This window comes from Arthrobacter sp. AOP29-A2-19, assembly GCF_058138025.1.
On the sequence record NZ_CM176894.1, the window covers coordinates 2,942,924 to 2,968,810 of the forward strand.

General features: G+C 70.0%; 18 protein-coding genes and 1 pseudogene. 6 read left to right on the forward strand and 13 right to left on the reverse strand.

The features are described from left to right. Positions 1 to 21: 21 nt before the first annotated feature. The gene (gene dapA / locus AC3ZJJ_RS13590) at positions 22 to 957 is read right to left on the reverse strand and encodes a 4-hydroxy-tetrahydrodipicolinate synthase (RefSeq protein WP_489892347.1); all 936 of its coding nucleotides are present in this window, start codon (positions 955 to 957) and stop codon (positions 22 to 24) included. Between the two features lie 8 nt (positions 958 to 965). Next, entirely contained in the window at positions 966 to 4,967 is a 4,002-nt protein-coding gene (locus AC3ZJJ_RS13595; RefSeq protein WP_489892348.1) for a Pls/PosA family non-ribosomal peptide synthetase, read from the reverse strand. A 370-nt stretch (positions 4,968 to 5,337) separates the two neighbouring features. Here AC3ZJJ_RS13595 and AC3ZJJ_RS13600 point away from each other — a divergent pair, with 370 nt between their 5' ends. Continuing rightward, positions 5,338 to 6,249, forward strand: coding sequence for a hypothetical protein (locus tag AC3ZJJ_RS13600; protein WP_489892349.1), 912 nt, complete (start codon positions 5,338 to 5,340; stop codon positions 6,247 to 6,249). A gap of 21 nt (positions 6,250 to 6,270) precedes the next feature. Here AC3ZJJ_RS13600 and AC3ZJJ_RS13605 read toward each other — a convergent pair whose 3' ends face one another. The 3 genes from AC3ZJJ_RS13605 to AC3ZJJ_RS13615 all read right to left on the reverse strand — a co-directional run bounded on the left by AC3ZJJ_RS13605 (position 6,271) and on the right by AC3ZJJ_RS13615 (position 12,103). Next, complete coding sequence (locus tag AC3ZJJ_RS13605; protein WP_489892350.1) at positions 6,271 to 6,480, reverse strand: hypothetical protein; 210 nt, start codon at positions 6,478 to 6,480, stop codon at positions 6,271 to 6,273. A 320-nt stretch (positions 6,481 to 6,800) separates the two neighbouring features. After that, positions 6,801 to 9,458 (reverse strand): helix-turn-helix transcriptional regulator, encoded by a 2,658-nt coding sequence (locus AC3ZJJ_RS13610; RefSeq protein WP_489892351.1) that lies wholly within the window; start codon positions 9,456 to 9,458, stop codon positions 6,801 to 6,803. Continuing rightward, a complete protein-coding gene (locus AC3ZJJ_RS13615) occupies positions 9,458 to 12,103 on the reverse strand; it encodes a helix-turn-helix transcriptional regulator (protein WP_489892352.1) in 2,646 nt (881 codons plus the stop codon). The genes AC3ZJJ_RS13610 and AC3ZJJ_RS13615 overlap by 1 nt, the downstream gene beginning before the upstream one ends. A 205-nt stretch (positions 12,104 to 12,308) precedes the next feature. Between AC3ZJJ_RS13615 and AC3ZJJ_RS13620 the strand changes: the two are divergent. Further along, positions 12,309 to 12,437, forward strand: a pseudogene (locus AC3ZJJ_RS13620) (excisionase family DNA-binding protein); the annotation flags it as partial. 188 nt (positions 12,438 to 12,625) lie between these two features. Continuing rightward, entirely contained in the window at positions 12,626 to 13,429 is an 804-nt protein-coding gene (locus tag AC3ZJJ_RS13625; RefSeq protein ID WP_489892353.1) for a hypothetical protein, read from the forward strand. Positions 13,430 to 13,455: 26 nt separating this feature from the next. Here AC3ZJJ_RS13625 and AC3ZJJ_RS13630 read toward each other — a convergent pair whose 3' ends face one another. Next, positions 13,456 to 13,692: a hypothetical protein gene (locus AC3ZJJ_RS13630; protein WP_489892354.1), complete on the reverse strand. Its 237-nt coding sequence runs from the start codon at positions 13,690 to 13,692 to the stop codon at positions 13,456 to 13,458. Positions 13,693 to 13,862: 170 nt separating this feature from the next. Here AC3ZJJ_RS13630 and AC3ZJJ_RS13635 point away from each other — a divergent pair, with 170 nt between their 5' ends. Beyond that, on the forward strand, positions 13,863 to 14,411 hold the full coding sequence (locus AC3ZJJ_RS13635) for a DUF2231 domain-containing protein (RefSeq protein WP_489892355.1): 549 nt from the start codon (positions 13,863 to 13,865) through the stop codon (positions 14,409 to 14,411). A 7-nt stretch (positions 14,412 to 14,418) separates the two neighbouring features. Here the strand turns inward: AC3ZJJ_RS13635 and AC3ZJJ_RS13640 are convergent, their stop codons facing one another. After that, positions 14,419 to 15,738: an MFS transporter gene (locus AC3ZJJ_RS13640; protein ID WP_489892356.1), complete on the reverse strand. Its 1,320-nt coding sequence runs from the start codon at positions 15,736 to 15,738 to the stop codon at positions 14,419 to 14,421. A 48-nt stretch (positions 15,739 to 15,786) separates the two neighbouring features. Between AC3ZJJ_RS13640 and AC3ZJJ_RS13645 the strand changes: the two genes are divergently transcribed. Beyond that, entirely contained in the window at positions 15,787 to 16,620 is an 834-nt protein-coding gene (locus AC3ZJJ_RS13645) for an IclR family transcriptional regulator (RefSeq protein ID WP_489892357.1), read from the forward strand. 23 nt (positions 16,621 to 16,643) lie between these two features. Here the strand turns inward: AC3ZJJ_RS13645 and AC3ZJJ_RS13650 are convergent, their stop codons facing one another. The 6 genes from AC3ZJJ_RS13650 to AC3ZJJ_RS13675 form a co-directional block, all read right to left on the reverse strand. Then, the gene (locus AC3ZJJ_RS13650) at positions 16,644 to 18,311 is read right to left on the reverse strand and encodes a CocE/NonD family hydrolase (RefSeq protein ID WP_489892358.1); all 1,668 of its coding nucleotides are present in this window, start codon (positions 18,309 to 18,311) and stop codon (positions 16,644 to 16,646) included. Between the two features lie 2 nt (positions 18,312 to 18,313). Then, positions 18,314 to 19,303: an ABC transporter substrate-binding protein gene (locus AC3ZJJ_RS13655; protein ID WP_489892359.1), complete on the reverse strand. Its 990-nt coding sequence runs from the start codon at positions 19,301 to 19,303 to the stop codon at positions 18,314 to 18,316. A 28-nt stretch (positions 19,304 to 19,331) separates the two neighbouring features. After that, positions 19,332 to 20,483, reverse strand: coding sequence for a flavin reductase (locus tag AC3ZJJ_RS13660; RefSeq protein ID WP_489892360.1), 1,152 nt, complete (start codon positions 20,481 to 20,483; stop codon positions 19,332 to 19,334). 40 nt (positions 20,484 to 20,523) lie between these two features. Continuing rightward, positions 20,524 to 21,933: an MmgE/PrpD family protein gene (locus AC3ZJJ_RS13665; RefSeq protein WP_489892361.1), complete on the reverse strand. Its 1,410-nt coding sequence runs from the start codon at positions 21,931 to 21,933 to the stop codon at positions 20,524 to 20,526. Between the two features lie 8 nt (positions 21,934 to 21,941). Then, positions 21,942 to 23,444: a 4-hydroxyphenylacetate 3-hydroxylase N-terminal domain-containing protein gene (locus AC3ZJJ_RS13670; protein WP_489892362.1), complete on the reverse strand. Its 1,503-nt coding sequence runs from the start codon at positions 23,442 to 23,444 to the stop codon at positions 21,942 to 21,944. A 128-nt stretch (positions 23,445 to 23,572) separates the two neighbouring features. Beyond that, a complete protein-coding gene (locus tag AC3ZJJ_RS13675) occupies positions 23,573 to 24,658 on the reverse strand; it encodes a zinc-binding dehydrogenase (RefSeq protein WP_489892363.1) in 1,086 nt (361 codons plus the stop codon). A gap of 122 nt (positions 24,659 to 24,780) precedes the next feature. On the opposite strand from AC3ZJJ_RS13675, the gene AC3ZJJ_RS13680 reads away from it, so the two are divergent. Beyond that, the gene (locus AC3ZJJ_RS13680) at positions 24,781 to 25,872 is read left to right on the forward strand and encodes a Zn-dependent alcohol dehydrogenase (protein ID WP_489892364.1); all 1,092 of its coding nucleotides are present in this window, start codon (positions 24,781 to 24,783) and stop codon (positions 25,870 to 25,872) included. Positions 25,873 to 25,887: the final 15 nt, after the last annotated feature.

The following is a 25,887-nucleotide window of genomic DNA, read 5'->3' on the forward strand; positions in this document are numbered from 1 at the left end:
GTTCCTTGAAATTGACGGGGCTCATGCCGCCCGCCGGCTCGTTATGTCCAACGCGGCGAGGTCCTCCAGGAGCGCCCGGAACTCGGAGCGTTCCAACGCGATCAGCGGCGAACGAAGCGGCCCGGAGGGCTGGCCGAGGTGGGCGAGCGCCGCCTTCACGGATGCCGCCGCCGGGGCACGGAACATGCCCGAATAGATGGGCAGGAGTTCCCGGTGCACGGCCAGGGCCAGGTCCACGCGGCCGGCGGCATAGTGCTCCGCCAGGAGACGGAGTCGGTCTGCCACCAGGTGCCCCACGACTGAGACGAAGCCCGTGGCGCCGATGGAGAGCATCGGCAGGTTCAGGGCGTCGTCACCGGAGTAGTACTGCAGATCCGTGTGCCTCATGACCCACGAGGCTTCCTCCAGATCCCCCTTGGCGTCCTTCACGGCGATGATCCGGGGATGTTTGGCCGCCTCGGCCAGCGTCTCCGGCGCGATGGCGACGCCGGTGCGCTTCGGGATGTCGTAGAGCATCACGGGCAGTCGGGTGCTGTCGGCGACCGTCAGGAAGTGGTGCAGCAGGCCTCGCTGGGAGGGCCTCGAGTAATACGGCGCCACGAGCAGCAGCCCGTCGGCGCCCTGCTCGGCGGCGTTCTTCGCGAGGAGGACGCTGTGCCGGGTATCCGCGGCCCCGACGCCGGCCAGGACCTTGCGGTCCGTGCCGTGGAGGGCCTTCTTGGCCGCGACGATCATCGACGCCTTTTCCCAATCCGTGGTCGAGATCGATTCGCCGGTCGTGCCGTTGACGACGATGCCGTCGTTGTGGCCGTCGCGGGTCAGCCAGCCGGCCAGCCGGACGGCCCCTGCCTGGTCGAGCTCGCCGTCGGCGGTGAACGGTGTCACCATGGCGGTGAGCACGCGGCCGAAAGTCGGCGACGCGTCCTCGATGGCGGTCTGGTGTGCGGTGGTGCCCATCGGTGCCCTCATTTCTCCAGGCTCCATAGGCCCTGGTTTCGGTGGTCGGCCTCCGCGTTGGCGGACTCCGCGCGCTCCGCGGCAGTGGCTTCGGCCCTTTCCATGTAGCGCTGCTGCTTCCGTGTCCGGACGGGGGTCCAGCTGCGGATCGGGTTTCCCGCCCAGCTGCTGCCCGCGGGGACGTTTTCCGATCGCATCACCAGGGACGCCGCGCCGACCACGGCCTGGGATCCGATGGTGCTGCCGGGCAATGCGATGCTGTTGGGCCCGAGCGTGGATCCCGCCTCCATCCGCACGCCGTCGAGCCGCATGATGCGGTCGTGGAACAGGTGGGTCTGCAGGACCGTGCCCCGGTTGATGCTGACGTTCTCGCCGATGCTGACCAGATCGAACTCGGGCAGCCACCAGGTCTCGCACCACACGCCGTGGCCCATCCTCGCTCCCATGCACCGCATCCACACGTTGATCATCGGCGTGCCGACGCTCATGCGGACCAGCCCCGGCACCGCCAGCGATTCGGAGAAAACGTCCGCCAGTTCGTTGCGCCAGACGAAGGAGCTCCATAGCGGATGCTCCTCCGCGGTGAACCGGCCCACGAGCGCCCACTTGGCGGCCAGCGCGACGAACGCCGCCGCGATGGAGGCCAGAAGCATCACCGGCCCCGACCAATGGACGACGGCAAGGAATCCGTCCGCTTCGTAGACGGCGTTCAGGACGGCCACCGTGGCCAGCGCCATCCAGGCGACAATGACGGCGGGCATGATCCGGCACGCCTCCACCGCGGCCCGCGCCAGCACCAGTTTCCGGGGTGGGTTGTACGTGCGCGCGGAATCGGTGTTGTCCATCGGGCGCGGGAGTTCCACGGGCGGGCGGCCGAACCAGTTCGACGCGTCGGGCATCTCCGCCGGCACCGAGGAGAGCACGGCGATCAACGAGTTGTCCGGGACGTGACGATCCGGTCCCATGATGGCGGAGTTGCCCAGGAAGGACTTTTCCCCGACGCTGGCGTGGCCGAGGTGCAACCAGCCTGCGCGCGCCCGCTGGGCCGATGCCCGCGAGTGGTCGGCCATAAACGAACGGTCGGCAAAGCTGGTCAGGTGCGGAAGGGTCTCGACCGTCGAGACCTCCACGTGGCGCCCGACTTTCGCTCCCAGCGCCCGCATCCAGGCCGGCGTGAGAAGGCTGGCGTAGATCGGATAGGTGGAGACAAGCGACTTGCTCATCAGCGCCTGCGTCAGCCAGGTCGCCCAGGCGGCTGTTCCGTTCAACGGGTGGAATCCCGGGGTCATCGCCCTCCCGAGGAGGCGGACGAGACCGGCGGTCGCGGCCAGGTACACCGCGAGGGTGACCACAATGAACACCGGGCTCCAGGGAACCAGGGTCCAGAGCGCGGCCTCAAGCGTTACGACTCCGCGCAGGGCCACCAGCATCAGCAGCGCGGCCGGAATCACGCTGAGGATCGGCAGGAGCGTCAGCCCCCCGAGCGAAAGGACGTAGAGGAGGCCACGACCGCGTCCGAGCGGAGCGTGGTGTGCCTGCTCGGGCCAGTCCAGTCCGGCCGGTCCGATGTACTCGATTTGGGAGCCTTCCCACAGCTCGCCCGCGGGCACCGCGGCATCCACGGAGCTTCCCGGGGCGATTTCGGCGCCGGCTCCGACGTCGGCCCCTCCCAACAGGGTGGACCGCGCGCCAACGCGCGCCTGCGCGCCGATCCGAAGGGAGCCGATGTGCAACACGTCGCCATCCAGCCAGTGGCCCGCAAGATCCGCCTCGTGCTCGATGGTTGCGCCGTCGTCGAACGTGGCGAGGCCAGTGACCGGCGGCAGGGCGTCCAGATGGACGTCCTTGCCGACCTTGCAGCCCAGTGCGCGCGCGAAGACGGGGCCGAGCGGCGTTCCCATGATGGGCTCGAGCTTCCCGTAGGTCAGTATCCGCTCGGCGGTCCACAGCCGAAGGTGCGTGGAACCTCCCCGCGCGTAGAGCCCCGGGCCGACACGGAACATCAGTGCCCTGACGGCGAGAACCGCGGCCAGCATGCGGAACGGGAGGCTGTAGAGCACAACCCACGCCCCGAGTGTGGCCAGCAATGGCGGGTTGGGGACCCACGGCTCGCCGGCCACATGGTACAGCACAAGGCACACCACGAGGATCCCCGTGACGTAGCGCAGACCGGTGATGCCGTACAGCATGCCGATGACGGGCGCCTGGACCAGCGCGGTCCACCACGGGGTGGGCTGGACGGCCCGCTCCTTGGCGCCGTCGGCCCCGAGGCCTTCAAGGTGCCGCGCCATCTGGCCCAGGATCGGGTGGGCATAGACGTCCGCTATGGAGACCTCCGGGAAGCGCACGCGGAGGGCGGACACGAGTTGCGCGGCGGCCATGCTGGCGCCGCCCACGGCGAAGAAGTCGCTGTCTTCGGTCAAGGGCAGCGGCCCCAACAGGGAGATCCACTGGTTGGCCAACCATTCCGCCTCGCCGTGGAGGGCACCGACGCCGGACTGGTCCTCGACGCCGGCGGGCATCGGCCACGGCAGGGCCTTGCGGTCCACTTTTCCGGAGACCTTGACGGGAAGTTCCTCCACCACGCCCAGGGCGGGCACCAACTGCCGGGGCAGCTTGGTCTCCAGCCAGCGCCGGGCGGCGCCCAGATCCAGCGTGGCGCCGGGCTCCGGCACCAGGTAGCCGGCCAGCACCTTGTTTCCGCTGGCACTCGTCTGGACCGCCGCCGCCGCCGTTGCCACACCATCGATCGTGCAGAGGGCCTCGTCGATCTCGCCCAGCTCCACGCGGCGGCCCGCGAGCTTTACCTGCTCGTCGGCGCGGCCAACGAAGATCAGCCCCTCGCGATCCGCGAGGACAAGGTCTCCGCTGCGGTATGCGCGGTCCCAGCCGAGGCCGGGCATGGCCGCGTACTTCTCGGCGTCCTTCGCCGGATCGAGGTAGCGGCCCAGCCCGACGCCGCCGATGATGAGTTCGCCCTCCTCGCCCCAGCGCACCGGGGACCCCGACGCGTCGACGACCGCAAGCTCGTAGCCCTGCAGCGCCAGCCCGATCCGGACCGGACCCACTCCGTCCAGCTGCGCGCCGCAGGCGATGACCGTGGCCTCGGTCGGCCCATACGTGTTCCACACCTCGCGGGTGGGGCCGGCCAATCGGAGGATCAGTTCGTTCGGGCAGGACTCGCCGCCGAAGATGAGCAGGCGGACGCGCTCCAGGGCTTCCGCGGGCCACAGGGCCGCGAGGGTGGGGACGGTGGAAACCACGGTGATGCGCCGCTGCGACAACCAAGGCCCCAGGTCCTCGCCGGAACGTACCACGGAACGCGGTGCCGGAACCAGGCAGGCGCCGCTGCGCCAGGCCAGCCACATTTCCTCGCAGGAGGCGTCGAAGGCCACGGACAGGCCGGCCAGCACCCGGTCCCCCGGCCCCAGCGGGGCCGAGGCGCAGAAGAGCTCGCTTTCGGCGTCCGCCCATGCGGCGGCGGAGCGGTGGCTGATGGCCACGCCCTTGGGCTTTCCGGTGGAGCCGGAAGTGAAGATGATCCAGGCGTCGTCGTTGGGATGCGCCTGCGGACTGTTCCCGAGCATACGGACGCCCTTGACCACGGAGATTCCCAGGCGCGCCCCGACGACGGCGCAGACGCCGGCCTCGCTCCACACCGTTTCGGCCCGGTCGTCCGGTTCTTCCGCGTCCACCGGGACGTAAGCCGCCCCGCTGGCCAAGACTCCGAGGATGGCTACGTACAATTCGACCGACCCGGACGGCACCCTGACCCCCACGCGGTCGCCTGCGCCGATGCCCACGGCCCAAAGTTCCCGCGCGAAGGCGTCGATGCGCTCCCCCAGCTGCCCGTAGGTCAGGCACCCGTGGTCGTCCTCGAGGGCGGGGGCCGCGGGGTACGCGGCGATGGTCTGGCGCAGGATGTCCATCAGCGTCCGCGGCTCCCACGCCGGTCCGCCCGTCAGGACGGCAATCTCGGGGGCCCAGGCCGGCACTTGCTCGGTCCGCACGGCTCCCCGCCCCCCGTCGGGCACACGTGTACCGCTGTCTCGATCCAGATGCACTCGGACTTCCCCCTTGTACTGCGATTCCGCGTCGTTTCGGCCCCAAGCCGGACGCCAACGTCCACCTGCGACGCTACGCGGATGCGGCTCCCATGGACTGAGTAACCGGTACGGGCAGGTCGGCGCGGAGATACGTGCGGTCCGCCCGTAGTGGGACCGAGGGGACGGAACGGCGCCCAGCGCGCGCTACACTGGCTCCGTCCGGGCGGCGCACGACGCTCACGCGCCCCGGCGCCTGTCACCGGAGGCGGGGCGGGGCGACGGGACGTCGTCTCCCGACCGGGGGAATGGGGATGCTGTGGGAAGCGATTCTGGCTTGACGAGAATCGGTGTGGCCGCGGCACTCGCCGCGGGCCTCATCGTGGGCGCCCTTGGTACGACGGGCGCGACTGCCATGGCGCGTCCGGTCCATTCTGCCGCCGTCGGGCAGTCCGAAGGTCCCTGCGAGTGGCTTGCCCAGGGCCGGCTGAAGTACCCGACCGCGGGGGAACAGCGCGTGACCTTCGCTGTGGCGGACGCGTATCGCCAGACGGAGGTTGTGCTGACGTCATGCGTCAGGACGGACGATGGCGGCTACGCGCAGGAGTGGGACAGCGCGGCTTTCGCCGGATCGGCCGGCTTCGGCCGTCCCGGCTTGATCGAGGTGGACTCGTTGATGAGCCCCACCGGGTCCTTCACCGTGACGGAGGCCTTCGGGCGCGAGGACCCGGGGACCGGGCTGGCGTACAACACACTTCGGCGCGACTCGTACTGGGGCGCGAACGCGGGCGAGAACTTCAACCAATACTTCGAAGGCAACGGAGCGTGGCCGGACGAGGACCTGTGGCGGTTCATGCGGTCCGGGCTCTACGAGCAGGCGGCCGTGATCAACTACAACCGGCTTCCCGACATGCAGCCCGTGGCCGGCGCGTCCCACGCGATCTTCCTGCACGCCGGATTCGAGGAGACCTGGGGGTGTATCTCCACCGACCTGGGCACCGTCACGCGCTACCTGAGGACCGCGGCGCCGGGAGATCGGTTCGTGATGGGCGTGCGCGACGCGTTGTTCGATCCGCCGTCGCCGCATCCTTCGTCCGGTGCGCCCGCCGAGCGGGAGACGACGGGCACCGGACAGGCGTCCACGCGCACAACCGGCGGCTGGGGCCTCGCCGCACTCGCCGGAGGAGGGCTCGCTCTCCTGGGCGGCCTCGTGTTCGCTGCCGTGCGCAAGCGGGGGCAAGCCAGGTAGGTCCCGAGACCAGGCAGGTCCCTACGAGTCCGAGCCGCCGTCACGGTGCGGCGGCCGGGTCTCGCGCCGGGCCGCCTCGTCCGAGTGCCTGCCCCAACGCTCCCGGACCTCCGGCGACAGCTCGTGCCATGGCGGACCCACCGGCTGCCACAGCCCGGCGAGGAGCCGCTGCCGAGACTCGTAAAGTTCGCGGGCGGCGTCGGGCCGCCCCTCCGTCAACGTGCTTCCCATCGGGCCACCGTGGTGGTTGCCCCGCGATTCCTGGCCACTTTTGATCTAAAGCTCCCCGCTTGTGCCCAAAAAATCCTGCGAATTCCGTGTCTTACCGGGACGATCCTACCCGCCCGGAAACCCGGAAGTCTGTGTCGTACCTGTGACCACCTGTGCCCGGGCTGTCGGTCTTCCAGTATCCGATACTCGTACCTTTCGGCGGGCAGCTCCATAGTCTTCTGTCGTGGCCCGATGCGCCGCAGGGATCCTCCTGTGCCGCGGGGCCCCCTGAACGGAGTCGGCGTCGCACCCCCCCCAACCTGCGGCGCCGGCTCCTTCGCCTAGTCCGGGCGCGGGAACAGCAGCTGCACGAGTTCCTCGCGGCGACGGATGCCCAGCTTGTCGAAGATCCTATACATGTGGCCCTCCACCGTCCGGACGGACAACGAGAGCAAGGCGGCGATCTCCGAGTTGCTGCGCCGCGAGGCCGCCAGTCGCGCAACGGAGGTTTCCCGGCGGGTCAGTTGCCCGGCGGCGGTCTCCACGATGTCGGTCCGCGCCGGCGACGGCGCATCGCGGGCCTCCAGTGTGCCCAGGGCGCCGTTGATGCGCTTGTGCAGGGTGGTCGCGGAGCGGGAAACGGCCGCCTTCCTCGCCGCCAACCAAGCCTGCCGAGCCAACGCGGTCAGATCGGCGTCGCTGGCATCCATCCCGACCCGCAGGAGTGCGGTGGCGGACCGTTCGGCGAGCGCCTGGACATACGCGTGCAGCAGGTCGGAGTGCGGCCATTCCCCGGCACGGGCGCACTCCCCGAGCCGCACGGGATCCGGTTGGCCACCGCTGGCCAGGGAGGTCATGTGGACGCGCAGCGCGATGCCGATCAGGCCCGCCTCCTGGCAGGTCGCCGCGAGGTCTTGCAGCCGGTGGTGGCTGTCCCTGTCCCCCAGTAGCGCATGGCTGGCCAAGACATGGGCCTGTCCCAGTGCCCCCGCGGCCCGGTACAACGTCGGGGGCATCGCGGACCACGCCGCGGCGTGGCGGGTCGCCGCCTCGGAGTCTCCAACGAGCGCCGCCGCGAACGCCGCCGCGGCGGTCGCCTGCGGCAGGAGCCCATAAAAGTCGTTAACCTCCAACGCGGCCACGGCTCCGGCCAGCTTGGCCAGTGCATGGCGGTGCAGCCCGCGGCCCATTTGGCTTTGCCCCTCCGCCCACGCGATGACGCCGCCGAGGTGGATGGCGGTCTGTGGGGCCCGTTCGAGCAAACCCTCGATTTCCAGTTCGACGTCGCCCCAATGCCCCGCGCCCACCAAGGCTTCCAGCCGCTGCAGAAGCACGAACCCCGCGATTTCCGCGGGGACGTCCGCGACGTCGCCCAGCAGGTCAAGCGACTCGGCGCTCGCGTGTAGTGACGCGGGTACGCGGCCCGTGGCGCCGGCGATGGCGGAGAGAAGAGCCACCGCCACCGCCAGAACCGTTGGGGTGTGTTGGGGTCTACCATCCGTTTCGCGGGCCACCATGGTCCGCAAGCCGGCTTCCGCGTCCTTCCAACGGCCACCGGATGCCGCCACGGCCCAGTCCAGCACCTGCCAACCGGGGGGCACCGCGATGGACTCCGCCCCGGTCGCTCGGCCCGCCGCACGCTTCCAGCGGCGGGCGACTGCGGCCAGCCGGCCGGCCGTGCCGCCCTCCTGCAGACACATCGACGCCTGCAGCAGCGCGGCCGATTCGAGGACCTCGGGATCGGCCGCCGTTTCCATGACTCCACGCAGGCGGGCCCGTGCGGCCGCGCGCTTTCCGGCGTGATAGTCCGCGCGCGCCATCTGGACGGAAGCCGCCGCGGCGAGCCCCGGGTCCGGGACCAGACTGGCGTACTGGAAGGCCGACGCCGGCGCGAAGTCGCGGTTTGCGGTTCGCGCGGCCGCAAGCAACTGGGGTGCGCCGCACGGCTCTCCCATCGGCATTGCCCACCCCACGGCACGTGCGGATGCCTGCCCGGACTGCGCCCGGTTCCTCCGGGCCCGGCCCAATCTGGCGCGCAGGCTGCCGCTTCGACCCACCGGCGCCCTGCCGCGGAGCACCCCGGCATACGCCGGATTGGCGGAGGTCACGGTGAAGTCGTCGGAGATCCGAATCAGGCGCATGCCGGTCAGCTTGTCGACGGAGGGCTGCTCCGTGAGCCCCAGCAGCTCGGCCAACCCCAATGGCTCGCCCAGCGCGACGAGGTTCAGGACGTCCATGTCGCTTGCCGAGAGCTGGGAGAGCCGCCCGTTCACCAGGTCCACGAACCGGAGATCGGGCTCCCTGAGCGGCGCCACCTGAATCCACGTGCCGCGCCGCTCCATCAGGGTTCCCTGGCGCCTGCCCAATGAAAGCAACGCCAGCAGCATGATCGGCAGGCCCCCGGACAGGACCGAGTAGTAGGCCCCCGTGCTGCGAAGGACCGGGCCGCCCAAGACCTGCTCGCAGACGGCGTGAGCCTCCCTCGGCCCCAGCCTCTCCAGGGTCAGGGACAGCAGTTGGCCCTCGTCGGCCAGCCGGGTGAACTCGCGCGGCATGGCGGGAGACGGAAGCCCAAGAATGAGGACCCGCTGGGTCCGGCTGGCGATCAGCTGCGAGACAAGGGACGCGCTGTGCTCGTCGAGCAGTTCGGCGTTGTCCACCACCAGCAGGGCCGGGACCGGTCCGGCGGCTGCGGCCAGTCCCGCGCGAAGGGCCCGCATGGCCGTCCCCGGATGCGGGGATTGACCCGAGGGGAAGCCGGGGATTCCCTGTTCAAAGACCCCGTACGCCACGGCGGAGAGACCAGCGGTGCCGCTGATCTGGACTGCGTGGAGTCCACCGGACAGGCCCAGGAGCAGCGGCCGAACGAGTGCCGTCTTTCCGATGCCGCTCTCCCCCAGCACCATGGCGCTGCCCACGTCTCCACTCTGGAAAACGCCGGACAGCCGCTGCAGCACCCCGCTCCTGGCGTCGGGGCCGTTCTCGCCGAATGCCTCCACTATCCGGCACCCGACAGATCGGATGCACTGCCCGGAAACAGTTCCGCGAGCTCCCTGCGGCCGGAGACGTGCAGCTTCCTGAACAGTCGCCCCAGGTGCCAATCGATCGTGCGCCGCGAAAGGTGCAGTTCCCGGCCGATGGCGGCGCTGGACAGTCCGTCCGCCACGGCGGCCACAAGCCTGAGTTCGAAGTCGCTGATCTCCGTTGTTGGAGCCGTCTCGTTCCGCACGGCGCGGGGGCGTCGTCGGCTGGCATGCTCCAGCCTCCGGGCCGCGCGTCCCTTCGCGGCGTCCGACTCCTGTGCGGCGACCGCGCCGGCATACTTGGCGGCAGTGTGGCAGAGCAACTGGTTGCCGCAGGCCGCGGCCAGCTCGCCGGCACGCAGGAGTGCGCGCGCGTCCCCGTCGAGAATGCCGGCGCAGAATTCCCGGCACGCCGCCGCGAGGCCTCCCGGCGTCGACTCGGCCTGCGTCTTGAGCCGCAGAACCGACGTGTGGTCCCCCGTGGCAGCCGCGGCGGACAGCGCGAGCAGGGCTGGAAATATCGCGTGGCGCTCCAAGGCATCGTCGGCAAGCCGCATCAGTGCCGGAACGGAATCCCGGCGGTCCTCCGCGAGCGTGGAGGACAGCACGGCGAAGAGCGACGCCATCCAGCGCGCGTCCCACCGTGCGGCCGGGACATCCGTGGGGCGCCACTCCGGCGCGGGGGCCGCGCCCGCCCCTTTGAGGCCGGACGCCAGTGCGTGGCCCCCCGCGGCGACGTCGAGAAGGGAACCGGCATCCGAGTGCTTCAGCTGCTGCAGGGTCGCATGCAGGTGTGGGACGGCGTCGTCGGTGCGGTTCGCCATTGTCAGGATCAATCCCTGCATAACGTCGTCGAGCGGATGGTCGGCGCCTCCGCCGCTGTCCGGATCGCGCGCCGCCAGGATCCCGGCGCACCGGCCCAATTCGCCGGACAGGAAATCTGCCCTCAGCGCCGCCTCCCGCACCAGGTGTCGGATCCGGGACGGGACGCCGGGGTCCCCCAGCAGTTCCTCCAGCTGCGCGAACAGGGCCTGCCCTGCCTCGAGACTGCCGGTCAGGATCAACGCCTCCGCCAGATGCGCGCCCGCCGCCAGACGCGTCACTCCGCCGGTGTGGAGGGCCTCGAACGCTCTTCTGGCGTTCACGGCAAGGTCACCGTAGCGTCCGCGCCAAGATAGGAGATCCAATTCCGCCAGAAGGACCTTGTCCCTCAGGCGAGCCATGGCCGCCTCGTCGCCCGGAACGTCGGCGGGCAGTGGATCCTGCCCTTCCACAAGCCGCCGGACGGCGACCATGGCCGCCTCGGCCACCCCGTTTGGTTCCGACCGCCGCAGCGTGGCGTTCAGGATGCCCACGCCGATCCGGTGTTCGAGGGCGTCGGCGTCACGTTCGGCTGTCTCGTGCCGCGCCATGGCTTCGGCTGCCTCCACGTCGCGGCCCATGTCCAGCAGTGCGCGCGCCTCTTCCAGAATGAGTTGAGGCCGCACGCCCCGGTCGTCGACCGACACGGCGAGCAGGTGGGCAAGCTCGGACTCGTGTTCCTCGTTGGCCAGGCGCGCCGCTCGCACGCTGGATGCCGCGTCCAGCCGTCCCCCGCAACCGATGGCCCAGCGCGCGATCCCGAGCAGGGACTCGTCGGGGAGCCTCGGCTCGCCGATTGCGGCGAGGGCCCTCTCGAACAGCACGCGGCTGCGCCCCCGCGGAAGGTTCGCTCGAATGAACGCATCCAGCGCCCTGTCCCGAACCCGGACCCGCGGTGGCGTGCCGGGCAGGGTCTCGACGAGTGGGTTCCGCAGCAGATGGTCGGCATCATCGGCGGTGGCCAGCCGGTCGAGGATCTCCAGCGGCAGCTCACCGCAGGCGGCCAGGATGTCGAGCAGGTCGCGCGTCCCCGGTTCCACGCCCTGGAGCAGGATCTCCAAGGCACCGCCAGCCTCCAGCTGGACGAGGGGGCGTACCTTGATCCACGCACCCGCACGCTCGACCACGGTCCTTGCGGCGACTTGCCGCTCGGCAAGCTGCCGGAGCAGCAGGGGGTTGCCCCTCGCGCCGGCTTCCAGGGCTCGCTTCACCGGTCCCGACGCCGGACCGCCGAGCACCCTCTCAAGGTGCAGGTCCGACTCGCGGCGGGCAAGCGGCGGAAGGTCGATGCGCCTGATCCGGCCCTCCGTCCAGAGCCGCAGGAATCCGATGTTGTCCATGTCCCGCGACGTCGCCAGCAGCTTCGCCTCGCCGCGTCCGACCATCCCCTGGATCAGTTCGGCGGTGGCTGCGTCGAGCTTCGTCGCGTCGTCGACCACAAGCAGAGTGGGCGAATCGCCCGTTCCACCCAAGAGCGCGGCGCGCAAGGCGCGACGCAGGCCCGCGGCATTCCCGCCGAGCGACGCGTCGAGCCCGCTGGCGAGGAAGGCCAGCGCACCATAGTCGTACTGCGATGCCACAGCGCCGCCACGGACGGTAACAACGCGGTAGGACGGGGTCTCCGCCTCGTTGAGGCGTTCCAAGACCTCGCGGATCAGGTGGGACTTGCCGGCCCCGTGGGGACCGACGACGATGGCGCCCCCCATGCCCGCGTCGGACAGGGCGGCCACGATGGTGGCCAGCTCGTCGGTTCTCCCCACGAAAGCCGAACTGCTTGTTTCCCCAATGTCATCCCCAAGACTTTTCATGCGCGCACGACGCTTCACCCGGGACCGCCCCAATTCCCCAACCGGTCGGCCCAAGGCTGCGCCAAACCTCCCCAAAGGTGGTGGACATAGCCTGAACAACACCCTAAGGGGCGCGGGGTGAGGTGTCTACGGATAGGCGCCTGCGCCGGCCGCCGCGTTGCGCGTATCGAGGATGACCGTGCATCGACTGGTGCAAGGCGGCGGGTTGCCCGCCGTGCGTTTCGGGCGATCCTACCGGGTGCCCGCTCAATCGGTCGAAGAGTACTTGGCGGCGGATGTGCCTGACGTGGGACAGAGCCTCGGAGGTCGGCCCCCCCCAGGTGACGCCGAGCCGACGGGACAGCTGTCGTATGCCTTGTGCGAGGTGGGCTTTCTGTCTAGTTTTGTGACAGGTGGGATTACCGCCTAGACGGGTGGCACGTGGGACGAATGTCTCTCTCCCCCCGTCTTTCGCGCAACCCGGGGGAAAACACCATGGGAGCAGTCCGCACCACGGCCGGGTTCGCGCTCGCGCTCGCGCTCTCCATTGCGTTGCAGGGGATGCACTTGGGCAGCGCACCCGGCGCCTCGGCGGCTGGCGACGGTACCCTACTGAGCCACAGTTCGGCCGGGACCACGTCCCACTACCGCGTGTATTCCTCGGGCCTACGGGACCCGAGGGGCATCCTTTTTTATCTGGACGGCGACGGCCAGTGGGCGTTCGGCCACCCCACGAGCGCGTATGCCCTGGGCGGCCGCAACGGCATCGTGGCCCAAGCCAAGGCCCGTGGCTACATCACCGTGGCCGTGCGGACGCCCGACCGGAAGGGGGTCGCCACCTGGTGGGAGGACGGAGCAACGAACGCCGCGTACTTCGACGCGGTCAAGCGGCGCCTGCAGGCCAAGCACCCGAAGGCTGAAGAGGTCTGGCTCGCGGGCTACTCGGGCGGCGCCGAGTTCCTCACCGAGTCCTACCTTCCCCGGTACCCTTCGGCCATCGCCCGCGGCGGCGGGGCCGTCCTGCTCGGGGGAGGAAGCGCCCCCTATCGGAAGGCCAAGGCGTTCCCGAAGGCCCAGGCCGCCGCCTTCGCCATGCATTGGTTCACGGGCGCCGCGGACACCGCGGCGAATTCCGACGAAGGCTTCAACGCCATCGGCCAGGCCAAATCGGGCAGGGCCTGGTACGCGAAGAGAGGTTTCCGGACCACGGCCGCGCACCCCGCCGGCGTCGGACATGACCTCTCGGGCCGTTTCGGCGCCGTGATTGCCGGCGTCCTGGACCGCAACAAGCGTACCTAGGAACCGCCGGCGATCGGGCGGTGCGCCTAGCTGTTCTCGGGCTCCGCCGGGCTCTTTTCGTCCTCGGCCAAATCGGGGACGTCCTCCGGGTCGACACTCTCCGCGGGCGGCTTCTTCAGCTCGTGGCCCCCGGACCATTCCGGCGAGACGCGCGTGTCCGAGTCCGACAGCCCAACGCCGGGATCGGGGGTGGGAAGGGTCTCGTCGTTGGATGCCTGCTCGTCGCCCGTCGTCTGCTCGTCGCTTGAAATCTGGTTTTCCATGATCGCTCCTTGGGTGTGGATGGTCTGGAGTGTCCGTCGCGCGGCGCACTGGCCGCGGCACGGGCCTAGCCCATTCAACCCCTCATGCCGTTGCATGTCGACGCGGGCTCCCCGCAGGTCCGCGGACAGGATGCCTTTTCTCGGCCGGCCCACCGGCGTACCTTGTGGGCGTGAGCACGTTGCCACTCCCCCAGCGCGTCATCAAGGCCGTCGGCCAGAGCCCCCTCTCGGAGCGCGTCGCCGTCACCCAGGAAACCCTCTACGGCCCCGTGATCGGCTGGGCGCGGCGCAGCCTCTTCCACACCGGAGTCCTAGGGCATTCGCTCCATCCGCTGCTGACCGACCTGACGCTGGGCTGCTGGACCAGCGCGTCGATCCTCGACCTCGCCGGAGGCCCGGAGTCGCGACGCGGAGCCGCGCTGCTGGTCGGCGCGGGACTGGTGGCCGCGGGGCCGACGGCGCTGGCTGGAACCAGCGACTGGGCGGGCATGGCGGGCGAGGAGCGGCGGATCGGCGCCGTGCATGCCCTGGGCACGGACACCGCCGTCTTCCTGTTCCTTGGCTCGCTGATCGCGCGGCGGCGGGGCAACGACGCGCTCGGCACGGCGCTCGGCCTCGCGGGCAACGCGGTCGCCGCCGGGGCCGGCTTCCTGGGCGGGCACCTCGCGCTCGATCGCGGGACCGCGCGCCGGTCGACGACGGACAGCCCGCCGGCCTAGCGCCGGCTCAGGCCGCGGTGGCCGGAGGGGGAACCGTCAGCTTGGACCGGAGCTTGAGGCCGGCCGCGACCAGCAGGACCGCCGCGATGGCCGCGGCGCCCGCGAAGGCCAGGAAGTTGGAGTTCACTCCCAGCCCGGCGGCCAGCAGGAGGCCACCCACCTGCGGTGCCGCGACGGCGCCGATGCGGCCCGTCCCCAGGGCCCAGCCCAGCGCGGTCCCGCGCAGGTGCCCCGGGTAGTGGCTGGCGACGGCGGCGATGATGAGGCACTGCGTGCCGTGGGTGCCGACGCCCGCGAGGACCAGCATGAAGTAGACGACCCCGACCGGCGGTCCCGCCACGAGGACAACGAGCGCGGCGGCGGCAACGGCGGCCGCCGCGACGGCCGTCGGCATCGGCCCGAACCGGGTCCCGGCCCAGGCGGTGATGACCGAGCCGGCCACGGCGCCCAGGTTCAGGGCCAGCGCAAACGTGAGGGCGGACCCGAGGTTGTAGCCCGCCAGCTGCATCAGGTTGGGCAGCCAGGTGCCCAGCCCGTACCAGGCGAACAGGGTGGCGATGGTCGCCAGCGCGAACAGGACGCTGACGCCCAGGTAGGGGGCGCGCAGCAGCGAGGAGAATCCGACGGGCTCTCCCGTGCCGCTTCCCTTGCTGGCGGCTTTCCCCGCGGCCTTGCCGGACGCGGTGAGCGGGGTAAGCGTCTCCGGCAGGTATTTCAGTCCCAGCGGGACCACGACCACGAGGGCGATGATGGAGACCAGGAACATGGACTGCCAGCCGAACGCGGGAATCAGCCCGATGCCGACCAGCGCGGCGAGGGATCCGCCGATCGGGACGCCGGACATCATCAGCGTGGCGATGGTCGAGCGCCATTTGGTGGGGACAAGTTCCGCGACCAGGGCATTCGCGGAGGGCACCAGCCCGCCCAGCCCGATGCCCGCCAAGAGCCGCAGGAGGCCGAAGACGGGTGCGTTCGGAGCGAAGGCGCAGAGCACCGTGAAGACGGAGAAGACCACGGCGCAGCCCAGGATCGTGCGGCGGCGGCCCCACGAGTCGGCCATCCTGCCGGCGAGGATCGCGCCGATCATCATGCCGACGAAGGCCATGGACCCGACGGTCCCCGCCGTGGCCTTCGTCAGGCCCCAGCCGGTCTCCGAGATCAGGGCCGACTGGACGGTCCCGTAGACGATCAGGTCGTAGCCGTCGAAGACCACCAACAACCAGCAGACCAGCACGGCGAGTGCCGAGGCCCTGGTGAAGTGCGGCTCGGAGCCGGCGGTGACGGGCCCGGGCCGTTGCGGCGCTGCAGCGGAAGAAGTGTGACGCATTCAACTACTGTGATCGCCGTCCCAAGTGAACGCCAATACAATTCTGTTGTGCAGAACCCTCCCCCGCCGGGGCGCGAACCGGCACCCGGCCGCAGGCCCGTGCAGAAGCGTCCCGCATACTCCATCGAGGCCGTCGACAACGCGCTGCGCCTCCTCCAACTTCTCCGCGACGGCGGCGCCCTGAGGCTCACGGACGCCGCCGAAGAGCTCGGCGTGGCCAGGTCCACCGCCCACCGCCTGCTGGCCATGCTGGTCTACCGGGGATTCGCCATCCAAGACGAGACCCGCCACTACGTGCCCGGTCCGGCGATGGGGGTCGGTCCCGCCGGGATCGCCTGGTCCCGCCGGCTGCGCACGCTCGCCGAACCGCACATGGAGATGCTCTCCGCGCACCTCAACGAAACCGTGAACCTGATGGTGCGGGTCGGGACAAAGGTCCGCTTCCTCGCCACGGTGGAGGGAAACAACGTGTTGCGGGTGGGCGACCGGCAGGGGACGGTGATGCCCGCGCACAGGGTCTCGGGCGGCAAGGCCATGCTCGCCGAGCTCGACCCGTCGGTCACCGACCAGCTTTTCCGCAGCGGCGACGCCGAGATTGGCGGGGACGCGATCGACGCGCAGGACTACCCCGCCTTCCTCCGCGAGCTCGAGTCCATCCGCAGCCACGGTTTCGCCGCGAATTTCGAGGGAACGGAGGAAGGCGTCAGCGCCCTCGGGATGGCCCTGCACAACCGTCGCGGGCAGGTGGTCGGCGCCCTCAGCGTCTCCACGCCGGCCACCCGCTTCCGCAAGGTCTTCGACGCCGGCCTGGTCGCCGCGCTGCGGGAGACCCGCCGCCAGCTGGAGATCGACATTGCCGCCAACCCGGTTGAGCAGGACTGAACCGGCACGCCGAGGATCGTCCCCTACGCCAATGCCTGCGTTCCGGTGGTGACCATGGGGAGGCTGAGGTACGAGTTGTACCCGCCGCCCGAGTGGAGCCGCCAGATGCCGTGGTTGCGGAGATTCTGGTGCCTGATGATCGGTGCCGCCGGATCCTCCGGCCGATCCACGAAGTCGTGGCCGAGGATGGCCAACACAAGCTCTTCGCCCGCGTGGAACCGGGTCCCGGACGGCCAGATCTCGATGTCGAGCGCCACGGGTGTCCCGCGCCGCAGCGGCTCCTCCACGTCGTGCGGATGCACCGGGCGCAGTTCGGTCGACGCCGACGGGTCCAGCGCCCGGTGGCTGGCGCGCAGCCACCCAAGGGCCACGGGGCCGTCGTCGAACAGGGCGTTGAGCGGGTAGCGGATCTCCTTGCCGCTGGCGTCGAACTTGCGGACGGCGACGAACACGTCCGCGTCGTCGGCCGTATCCGCCTCGAGCCAGAGGTGCAGGCGCATGGGGCCGACGACGTCGCGGTCCTCGGTGAAGACGTACTTGGCATCGAAGCGGCCGGAGACGGCGTCGATCTCCACGGTGCCCTCAGCATCGGACGCCTCGCCGCGCAGGGTCCCGCTGTCCACGTCGATGTGCAGCCTGACCGCGGTGTCCTCCGGCACGGGCCACGCAATGTCCGTCCGCTCGGTGTGCTCGGTGGCGGTGTCGCGGATTTCCATCCGCACGGTCGGCCAGGCGTCCGGTCCTGGGACTTCGCCCAGAAGGAAGTGGTCGAAGAAGGTTCGCTGCCTCTCGATGCTTTCGGGGCTGTAGAAGTGCCGCCATTTCTTTTGCCCGTGGACCTCGAGCCACTTCTGGGGGCTGGCCATCCTGTCGAAGGCCTCCAGCGTTCCCCGCGAGTGCAGGCCGTGGTCGCTCCAGCTGGCGACGACATAGGCGGGGACCTCGATGTCCTCCAGCGGCGGGTACTTGTCCCGGTAGTAGTCGGACATCAGCGGGTTGGCCAGCACGTTGGCGTGCGTGTCCTCGGTGTGGGTGCGCGAATAGCCCATGTTTTGGGACGCGCGGGGTATGAACCCGGTTTCCGGGATACCCCCGTGGAAGGCGAACTCGCGGTACCAGTCGGAGAAGCACTCCCACGGGCTGATGGCGGCAAGCGAGGGCGGACGCATCGCCGCGGCGACGTATTGGATGCCCGCGAGGTAGGACACGCCCAGCATGCCGACCTTCCCGCTGCTCCAGCCGGCCCCGCCGAGCCATTCGATGGCGTCGTGGACGTCCTCGGCCTCCTGCGGGCCGTTGTGCCGCCCCTCCCCCTCGCAGTTCCACATGCCGCGGGGGTCCGCGTAGGCCACCGCATAGCCGTGGGCGCACCAGTAGGCGGGGTCGGGGGCCTCGAAGCCCGTGTGCTTGGAGATCCAGCCGTCTTCCAGGCCCGCCCCCGGCCACAGGTGCGCCTTGGTGTTGTGCTTCCCGTAGGGACCCCACGCCAAGAGGACGGGGAGGTCCGTGGCCGCGAGGGAAGGCCTGTAGATGTCCAGGTAGATGCGGACGCCGTCGCGGAGGACCACCGCGACGTCCTTCTCCAGGATGAGGCCGTCAAGGTCCCGCACCTCGTGGAGCAGCGGTGGAAGTGGGGGTTTGCCGGGCGCGTTCCGCGGGTCCAGGCCCTCGCGCGTGATGATGGTGTGCATGGCTACGGTGTGGCGCGAGCCGCCCCCTCCCAAATCATCTCCTCGGCGGTTTTGGGGTCCTTGACCAGTCCGAGCTCCTCGTAGGCGTCGACCAGCTTCTGTCCGGCCTCCACGTAGAAGGCCGGATCGAGTGTCGCGTAGGTCTTCGGGTTCACGGCCGCCACATCGACCGACTTGACCTCGGCCGTGATGGCGCGGACAGACTCGACGTTTTCGGGATCCGAATAGTAGGAGATTGCCTCTCCCAAGGCGGCGGAAAATTTTTCCGCGGTCTCCGGGTTTGCCTGCAGCCACTGGTCCGTGGCCGCCCACAGCGTTCCCGAGGAATAGGCCTGGTATTCGCGGATGGGGTTGGAAACCACCTTGTATCCGGCCTCGACCATCTGGTGGTAGAAGTTGTCCGCGGGGAACACCGCGTCCACGGTTCCCTGCTCCAGGGCGGCCTGCATCCCGGCGTACGGGACGTTGACCTGGGTGATGGCCGACGGGTCGCCGCCCTCGGCGATCATGGCCTGCAACATGGGAATGTCGCCGCCCGAGTTGATGGACACCATGCCCACGGTTTTCCCGGCCAGCCCGCGCACGCCGTCGATATCGCTGTCCGGCCGCACCATCACGCCGGAGTTGTCTCCGGTGGGCGAGACGATGCCGTTGCCGGCGACCGCCTTGACGGGAACCCCGGACGCGATCGACGTGGTCATCACTCCCCAGGAGGCGGTGACCAGGTCGGCCTCCCCGCTCACGGCCATGGCCATGTTGGCTGCGGGATCGGCACCCGGCACGATCTCCACCTCCAGCCCCTCGTCCTCGAAGAAGCCCTCCTGCTGCGCGATGTGGGCGGCCTCGAACTGGATAGGCGCGACGACGACCTTCAGCTGCTGCTTGCCCTCGGCGGGGGCGGCGGAGCCGCCGCCCCCGCAACCGGTGAGCGCGAGCGCAACGGCCGCCGCCAGCGCACCCACGGGCAGGGCGGCGCGATAGGTGCATGACATGTTTCCTCCGATCCCTGTGTCCGGGCGCCTAGACCGCGCCGCCGTTGCCGGCGATGACTTCGCGGGCCAGGGCCTTCCCGAAGTCCGTGTGCTCGCGGATGGCCTTGGCGGCGCTGGCGGCGTCCCGGGCGCGGAGCGCCTCGGTCAGAGCGACCACGTGGCTGTGGTCCATCAGGCGGGCCCAGTCCTTGCCGGCCAGCGCCTGGCGCCAGACGGTGCCGATGCCGAGGCGGCGGTAGGCGTCGGTGAGCTGGACCGATCCGGCCACGGAGACCAGGCGGTTGTGGAACTTGGCGTTGAGCCTCAGGAACTCGTCCAGCGCGTCGGCACCGCGCTCGCGGAGCCGGCCCAGCTGCTCGCCCATGGCGGAGAGCTCCTCGACGTCGGCGTCGGTCAGCTTGTCGAAGTGGCTGGCCAACACGCCGAGCTCGATGGTCGCGCGGCCCTCGTAGACGGAGCGGATGAGTTCCTCGGTGATCGGGGTGGGCGTGAACCTGCCGTCGTCGCCGCGGGTCACGAGGGCCTCGGCCGAGAGCTTCACCAAGGCGTTGTGCACGTTGTTGGCGTCCGAGCGGACCTCGCCGGCGATGGCCTCGGGCTCGAGCGCCTCGCCGAGCGGCGTGCGGCGGTGGAGGACCCAGTCGCGGACGGCGTCGTACGCCGCGAGTTCCTTGACCCGCTCCAGGCGGCCGAACGTTCCGCGGTAGTAGGCCAGCGGCTCTGCGCCCTCGCGGGCCGAGGCCTCCTGCACCAGGCCGAAGAACACGGTGTGCGTGCCGCCGGTGGGGGTCTCCTCTACCCGGCAGACGATCTGCGCCAGGGCGCCGTCGAGCATCGGCACCCCGCCGTGCCCGCTGACGGTGACCGAGACGCCGTCGAACTTGTCGGCTCCCTTGCGGCCGAACTTCATGGCCAGGTCCCCCTGCTCCTCGGCCAGGATGTTGATGCCGAAGTAGCCGGCCTTGACCACGGCGTCGTGCGTGGAGCTGGAGCGGTTGAGGCACGCCAGCATCATCGGAGGCTCCATGGACAGCGAGGAGACGGCCGAGGCCGTGGTGCCGAACAGCTCGCCGTCGACGTTGGTGGTGATGACCGTGACGCCGCTGGCGAAGTGGCCGACGACGTTGCGGAAGACCATCGGGTCGAGGGCGGTGACCGGTGTGGTGTGGGTGCTGCTCATGGTTGCCTCCTGGGGAGATGCGGCGGGCGCCGCGGGACGGTTAGTTGTTCGCGGGGGTGAAGAGCTCGACCAGGGTCGAGATGTTCTCGAGGGACTCGAGATCGCGGATGGTGTCGGCTGCGCGCTCGGCGTTGGCGCGGCTGACGCGGCCGCCGAACTCGACGTTCGCGTAATACTTCTCGCTGATGGCCTCCTCGCTCAGCGGGTTCGCGTGGATGTCGCCCAGGGGCGAGTCGACGCGGGTGTGCAACCGTGTCCCGTCGCGCATGAACAGCTCAACTTCGGCGGTGAGGTACTCGGTGGGCTCCAGGGAGTCCACCAGCGTGATCCTGTCCAGCAGCCCGCGCAGGCGTGGGTCGCCCATGTGCTCCACGTTCAGGTGCTCCGGACGCACCGTCTTGTACATCAGCGCCGTCGCGGCGGTGAAGCGGATGCTGAACGCGCCCGAAACCTCGGGGCAGTCGCCGACCTCGAACTCCTGGCCCACGAACCCGGCCAGCGTCCGCGGCGTGACGTGGATGCGGACCTCCTCGATCTCGTCCAGAACGACGTCGTTCGCCGTCACCAACCGCACGCAGGCGTCCAGCGAGGGGTGGCTGGCGCGGCAGGCGGACCACGGCTTGATGACGCAGTCGCCGTAGAAGGCCTCCCCCAGGTCCGCGGTGATGCCCTCCGGCTTGGGGTTGGTGCCGAAGACGTCCAGGAAGCCGAACTTCCCTCCGATCGCGTCGATCGGTCCGGTGAACCCGAGCTCCGCCAGCTCCGCGGAGACGATCGCGTTGCGGGCCGCGAAGGCCATGGGCAACTTGAAGGCCAGCGTCTGGTCGAAGATGTTGGCGACCGTCCCGGCCAACTGGTTTTCCACGATGCCCAGCGCGTTGCGCAGCTGCGGCGCGTCCAGCCCCCGGAGCTTGGCGGCGATCGCCGCACCGCCCAGGCCGTTGATGGTGCCCGTGTTGTCCTGGCCGGAGTAGACGTCGAACCCCTGCGCCATGCCCAGCCGGGCCGTCAGGTCGTCGCCGAGGATCAGGGCCGTGAGCAGGTCCCTGCCCCCGGCGCCCCGCTGCTCGGCCACGGCCAGCGCGACGGCGACCGTGGTGCCCGAGAGGTGCGCGGCTGCCTGCGTGTGGCCGGGCCCCTCCGCGCCGATCGCCTCGAAGTCGTAGGAGCGCATCATGGCCGCGTTCAGCATGGCGGCGGTGTGGGCCGGAACCCTCACTCCGTGCACCAGCACCGTGGCTTCCGGCGCCCCGCCCCACCGGGAGGCCAGCGCGAGCAATGCGTCGTTGCCTTGCGCGCGGTGGCCGGCCGCGATGTTGCCCAGCGAGTCCAGGATGCGGACCTTGGCGCGCGCGATGGTGCGGGCATCGAAGGCATCGAAGCCCGTGCCCACGATGTGCGCGCTGACCGTGTCGGTGATGGTCGCCGTCGCCCGAGTGGTGGTGGTCATGGCGGAACCTACGCCCTGGCGCCGGCGGCCTGCATGGCCGCGATCGTGTCCAACGGCGCCGCGGGCGCCGGCGCGATGCCGGCCTCCTCGAAGAGCGCCCGGTAGGAGCCGGTCTCCCCCTTGGCCTGGGCCTTGCGGTGGTCCAGGGCGCGGGCGCGGGCGACGGAGCCGAGATAGAAGCGCTCGTAGAGTTCGATCCGGCTGCCCAGGGCGGAACCTGCGAAGTCCCAGGCGGTGCGGAAGATGCGGGCGCGCTCCTGGGCGGAGATGCCGTTGGCCCCGGGCAGGTACTTCTCCAGCAGCGGGCCGAGCCGTGGGTCGCCAAACGCGGCCGACGTCGGCGTGGCCAGCAGGTTGTGCGACCCCATCGACTTGATGATCTCGTTCACCCGGACCATCCACAGCGGCATCATGGTGCGCAGCGCGGAGATGTCGTCGTGGCAGAAGAACGCCCCGCCGCCCCAGTCCGAGGCGTTGACCTCGGCGGAGTGGACGACGGCGCGCGCGATGCGCAGGTAGGAGTAGATCTCGCCCAGCATCGACGCCACGTCCGCCTTGGTGTCCGTGGCGGTGACCTTGGCCATCTGCACGCAGAGGTCGTACGCGAACTCCAGCTTCACGCAGGCGCGAATGGCGGTCTGCTGCTGGGTGTTGCCGGTGGCGGTGCCGGAGTTCAGGGAGTTGTAGACGTCCAGGTTGCCGTCGATGAATACGCGCCCCCACGGCACCAGCACGTCGTCGAAGATGATGACGGCGTCCTGCTCGTCGAACCGCGAGGAGAAGGGCCGGTCCACGATCTCCGCGTCCACGCCGTAGTGGTCGCGGCAGACGGCGACGACGCCGGGGGTGGCGACGGGGATCGCGAAGGAGAGCGCGTACTCCTCGAAGCCGGGCTGGATCGGAACCGCCGGGTAGACGTACAGCTCGTCGGCGATGGGGCCCAGGGTCGCCAGCATCTTGGCGCCGCGGACGATCAGACCCTCCGCTGTGCGCTCGACGACGCGCAGAGTGAGCTCCTCGTTCATGCCCTGCAGCTCGCCGACGCTCTTGTCGATGGCGGCGTGGACGATCGTGTGGGTCAGCGCGAGGTCCCTGTCGACGACCTCCTGGTGGTAGGCCGCGAGCCGCTCGTGGAACACCGGGTCGCCGGACTTGTCGAAGATGTCCTTGCGGGAGACGTGGCCGGCGAGGACCACGTTCACATAGTCGGGCGTGCGGCCCAGCATGCCGTTGGAGTACCGGGCCAGGCGGTCGAAGGCACGGTGGCGGCGGGCGATGTCCTCGGCGCTCCTGGGCAGCGAGAGGCTGACGTTCATGCTCCCGCCCGTGGCCGGGTCCTCCATCAGGCAGTCGGCGGCGTACTTGTGCTGGTAGTCGAAGTACGCGGCCATTCCTTCGACGGAGCCCCTGAAGGCGGGGTGCTCGACGACGTTGATGCGCTCGTCGCCCAGCCAGACTTCCCGGGAGTCGTCCAGTCCGGCCCTGTATTCTGCTCCGGTGCGTGCGGTCACTTTGTGCTCCTTCGGCGGTGGGACCTGCGCCCCTGATCGTCTTACATATTTTCGTATAGAAAATATATTCTGTACTTGATTCTATTTACCGGTCGGGACATTGGCAAGGACTCGGCGGGATCAATTTCCTAGAACGCCGTGATCACGCTGCGGGCGATGCCGCCCGCCCCTTGGAGCCTGTAGGCCTCGTTGATGTCGTCCAACCGGATTTCCCGCGCGATGAGGTCGTCGAGGTTCAACCGGCCCTGCAGGTAGAGGTCCGCGTAGTACGGGATGTCGCGCCGGATGTCGCTGGACCCCATGTACACGCCCTGGATGCGGCGCTGGGACATCATCAGCTGCGTCATGACGTTCAACTCCAACGGCGCACCCTGCGGAATGCCGATGAAGTAGGCGCCGCCGCCCACCCGGGTCATGTCGATGGCCTGGGTCTGGGTCTTGCCCAGCCCGATCGCCTCGAAGGAGTGGTGGACGCCCCGGCCCGTGATTGCGCGGACGCGCGCCACCGCGTCCTCCCCGGCGGAATTGACCGTGTGCGTGGCCCCGAAGCGGGACGCCAACTCCAACTTGGAGGCGTGCACGTCGATGCCGATGATGGTGGACGCGCCGGCGATGCGGGCGCCGGAGAGGATGTTCAGCCCGATCCCGCCGAGCCCGACGACCGCGACCGTGTCCCCCGGCTGGACCTTGGCCGTGTTCAGTGCGGCGCCGACCCCGGTGGTGGTCGCGCAGCCGAGGACGGCCGCCTGCGGGAACGGGATCTCCTTCGGGATGCGCACCAGCTTGTTGGAGTGGCAGAGCGTGTACTCGGCGAAGCCGGCGACGCCGAAGGCCTGGACGGTCTCGCCGCCGCGGCGCAGCTTGGGCCCGGCGTCGGCGGCACGGACGATCTCGCCCGGCGCCAGGCAGCGGAACGTGTTGCCCCGCCCGCACTCCTCGCAATGACCGCAGAAGCTCACCTCGGAGCCCACCACGTGGTCGCCCACCGATAGGCCGCGCACGTCGGGGCCGACCGCGGCCACGATGCCCGCCATCTCGTGGCCGGCCACCATCGGCAGCGGCCTCCCGCGGTCGATGGAGGCCACCAGCATGTCCGAGTGGCACAAGCCCGCCGCCTTCACCTCCACCAGCACCTCGCCACCCACGGGATCGGAGATCACGAGCTCCTCGATGTCGAAATGGCCGTTGGGGGTGTTGATGACCGCTGCCTTCATAACGCACTCCTCAGATAAAAGATTCTTGAATACTTTTTGTACTAAAAGTCATACTATGTTTTCTTGTGGCCCACGTCACGCCCGCCGCTGACCGGCGGTTCCCCCAAGATGAGGAGCACGGAGTGAAGGCAGCAGTAATCGACGGGGTGGGTGCGCCCTTCGCCATCCACGACATCGCGATCGCCGAGCCGATCGGCCGGGAGGTCCTCATCGACGTCCGGGCCAGCGGCCTGTGCCACAGCGACCTGCACGTCGCATCGAACGACGTCGGCTTCCCGCTTCCGGCGGTGCTGGGTCACGAGGTGGCCGGCGTCGTCGCCGCCTGCGGGCCCGGTGTCAGCGGGTTCCGGCCGGGCCAGCACGTGGTCACCTCGCCCATCGCCAGCTGCGGGCACTGCACCGGGTGCCGGACGGGAAGGCCGTTCCAATGCCGCGCGCCCCAGGAGGCCGAGCGGCCCCCCGGCGCCGCCCCGCGGCTGAGCCGGGACGGAGAGGCCCTGACTCAGTTCATCGGCGTGGGCGGGTTCGCCGAACAGGTGCTGGTGCACGAGAACTCCGTGGTCGCCGTGAGCGAGGACATCCCTTTCGACCGGGCCGCGCTGCTGGGCTGTGGCGTCGTCACGGGGGCGGGAGCCGCCATCAACTCCGCCCGCATCCGTCCGGGCGACACCGCCGTCGTCATCGGCTGCGGCGGCGTGGGCCTGAACGTCGTCCAGGGCGCGGCGCTGGCCGGCGCGCGGCGCATCATCGCGGTGGACCTGCAGCCGGGCAAGCTCGAGCTCGCCAGGGTCTTCGGCGCCACGGACACCGTCGACCCGTCCCAAACCGACGCCGTGGCGGCGGTCAGGGAGTTGACCGGGGGCGGCGCCTCCCACGCGTTCGAGGTCATCGGCCTGCGGCAGACCGCCATGGACGCCGTCGCCATGCTGGGGATCGGCGGCACGGCCTACCTGATCGGCGTCCACCGCCCCGGGGCCACGATCGACATCACGCCGTTCGGCGACCTGATGGGCCGGCAGAAGGGGATCCGCGGCGTCGCCATGGGATCCACGAACCTGAAGGTGGACATCCCCCTGTATGCGGACCTCTACCTGCAGGGCCGGTTCAAGCTCGACGAGTTGGTGTCCAACCACATCGGCCTGGACGGGATCGACGCCGGCTACGAGGCCCTGCGCGGCGGCTCGGTGGCCCGGTCGGTCATCACGCGCTTCTAGCGCGCCGGGGAGGCC

Coding starts and splice junctions, on each gene's coding strand:
- dapA (WP_489892347.1), bottom strand. CDS start 957: ATGGGCACCACCGCACACCAGACCGCCATCGAGGACGCGTCGCCGACT.
- AC3ZJJ_RS13605 (WP_489892350.1), bottom strand. CDS start 6,480: ATGGGAAGCACGTTGACGGAGGGGCGGCCCGACGCCGCCCGCGAACTT.
- AC3ZJJ_RS13625 (WP_489892353.1), top strand. CDS start 12,626: ATGGGAGCAGTCCGCACCACGGCCGGGTTCGCGCTCGCGCTCGCGCTC.
- AC3ZJJ_RS13630 (WP_489892354.1), bottom strand. CDS start 13,692: ATGGAAAACCAGATTTCAAGCGACGAGCAGACGACGGGCGACGAGCAG.
- AC3ZJJ_RS13640 (WP_489892356.1), bottom strand. CDS start 15,738: ATGCGTCACACTTCTTCCGCTGCAGCGCCGCAACGGCCCGGGCCCGTC.
- AC3ZJJ_RS13650 (WP_489892358.1), bottom strand. CDS start 18,311: ATGCACACCATCATCACGCGCGAGGGCCTGGACCCGCGGAACGCGCCC.
- AC3ZJJ_RS13655 (WP_489892359.1), bottom strand. CDS start 19,303: ATGTCATGCACCTATCGCGCCGCCCTGCCCGTGGGTGCGCTGGCGGCG.
- AC3ZJJ_RS13660 (WP_489892360.1), bottom strand. CDS start 20,483: ATGAGCAGCACCCACACCACACCGGTCACCGCCCTCGACCCGATGGTC.
- AC3ZJJ_RS13665 (WP_489892361.1), bottom strand. CDS start 21,933: ATGACCACCACCACTCGGGCGACGGCGACCATCACCGACACGGTCAGC.
- AC3ZJJ_RS13675 (WP_489892363.1), bottom strand. CDS start 24,658: ATGAAGGCAGCGGTCATCAACACCCCCAACGGCCATTTCGACATCGAG.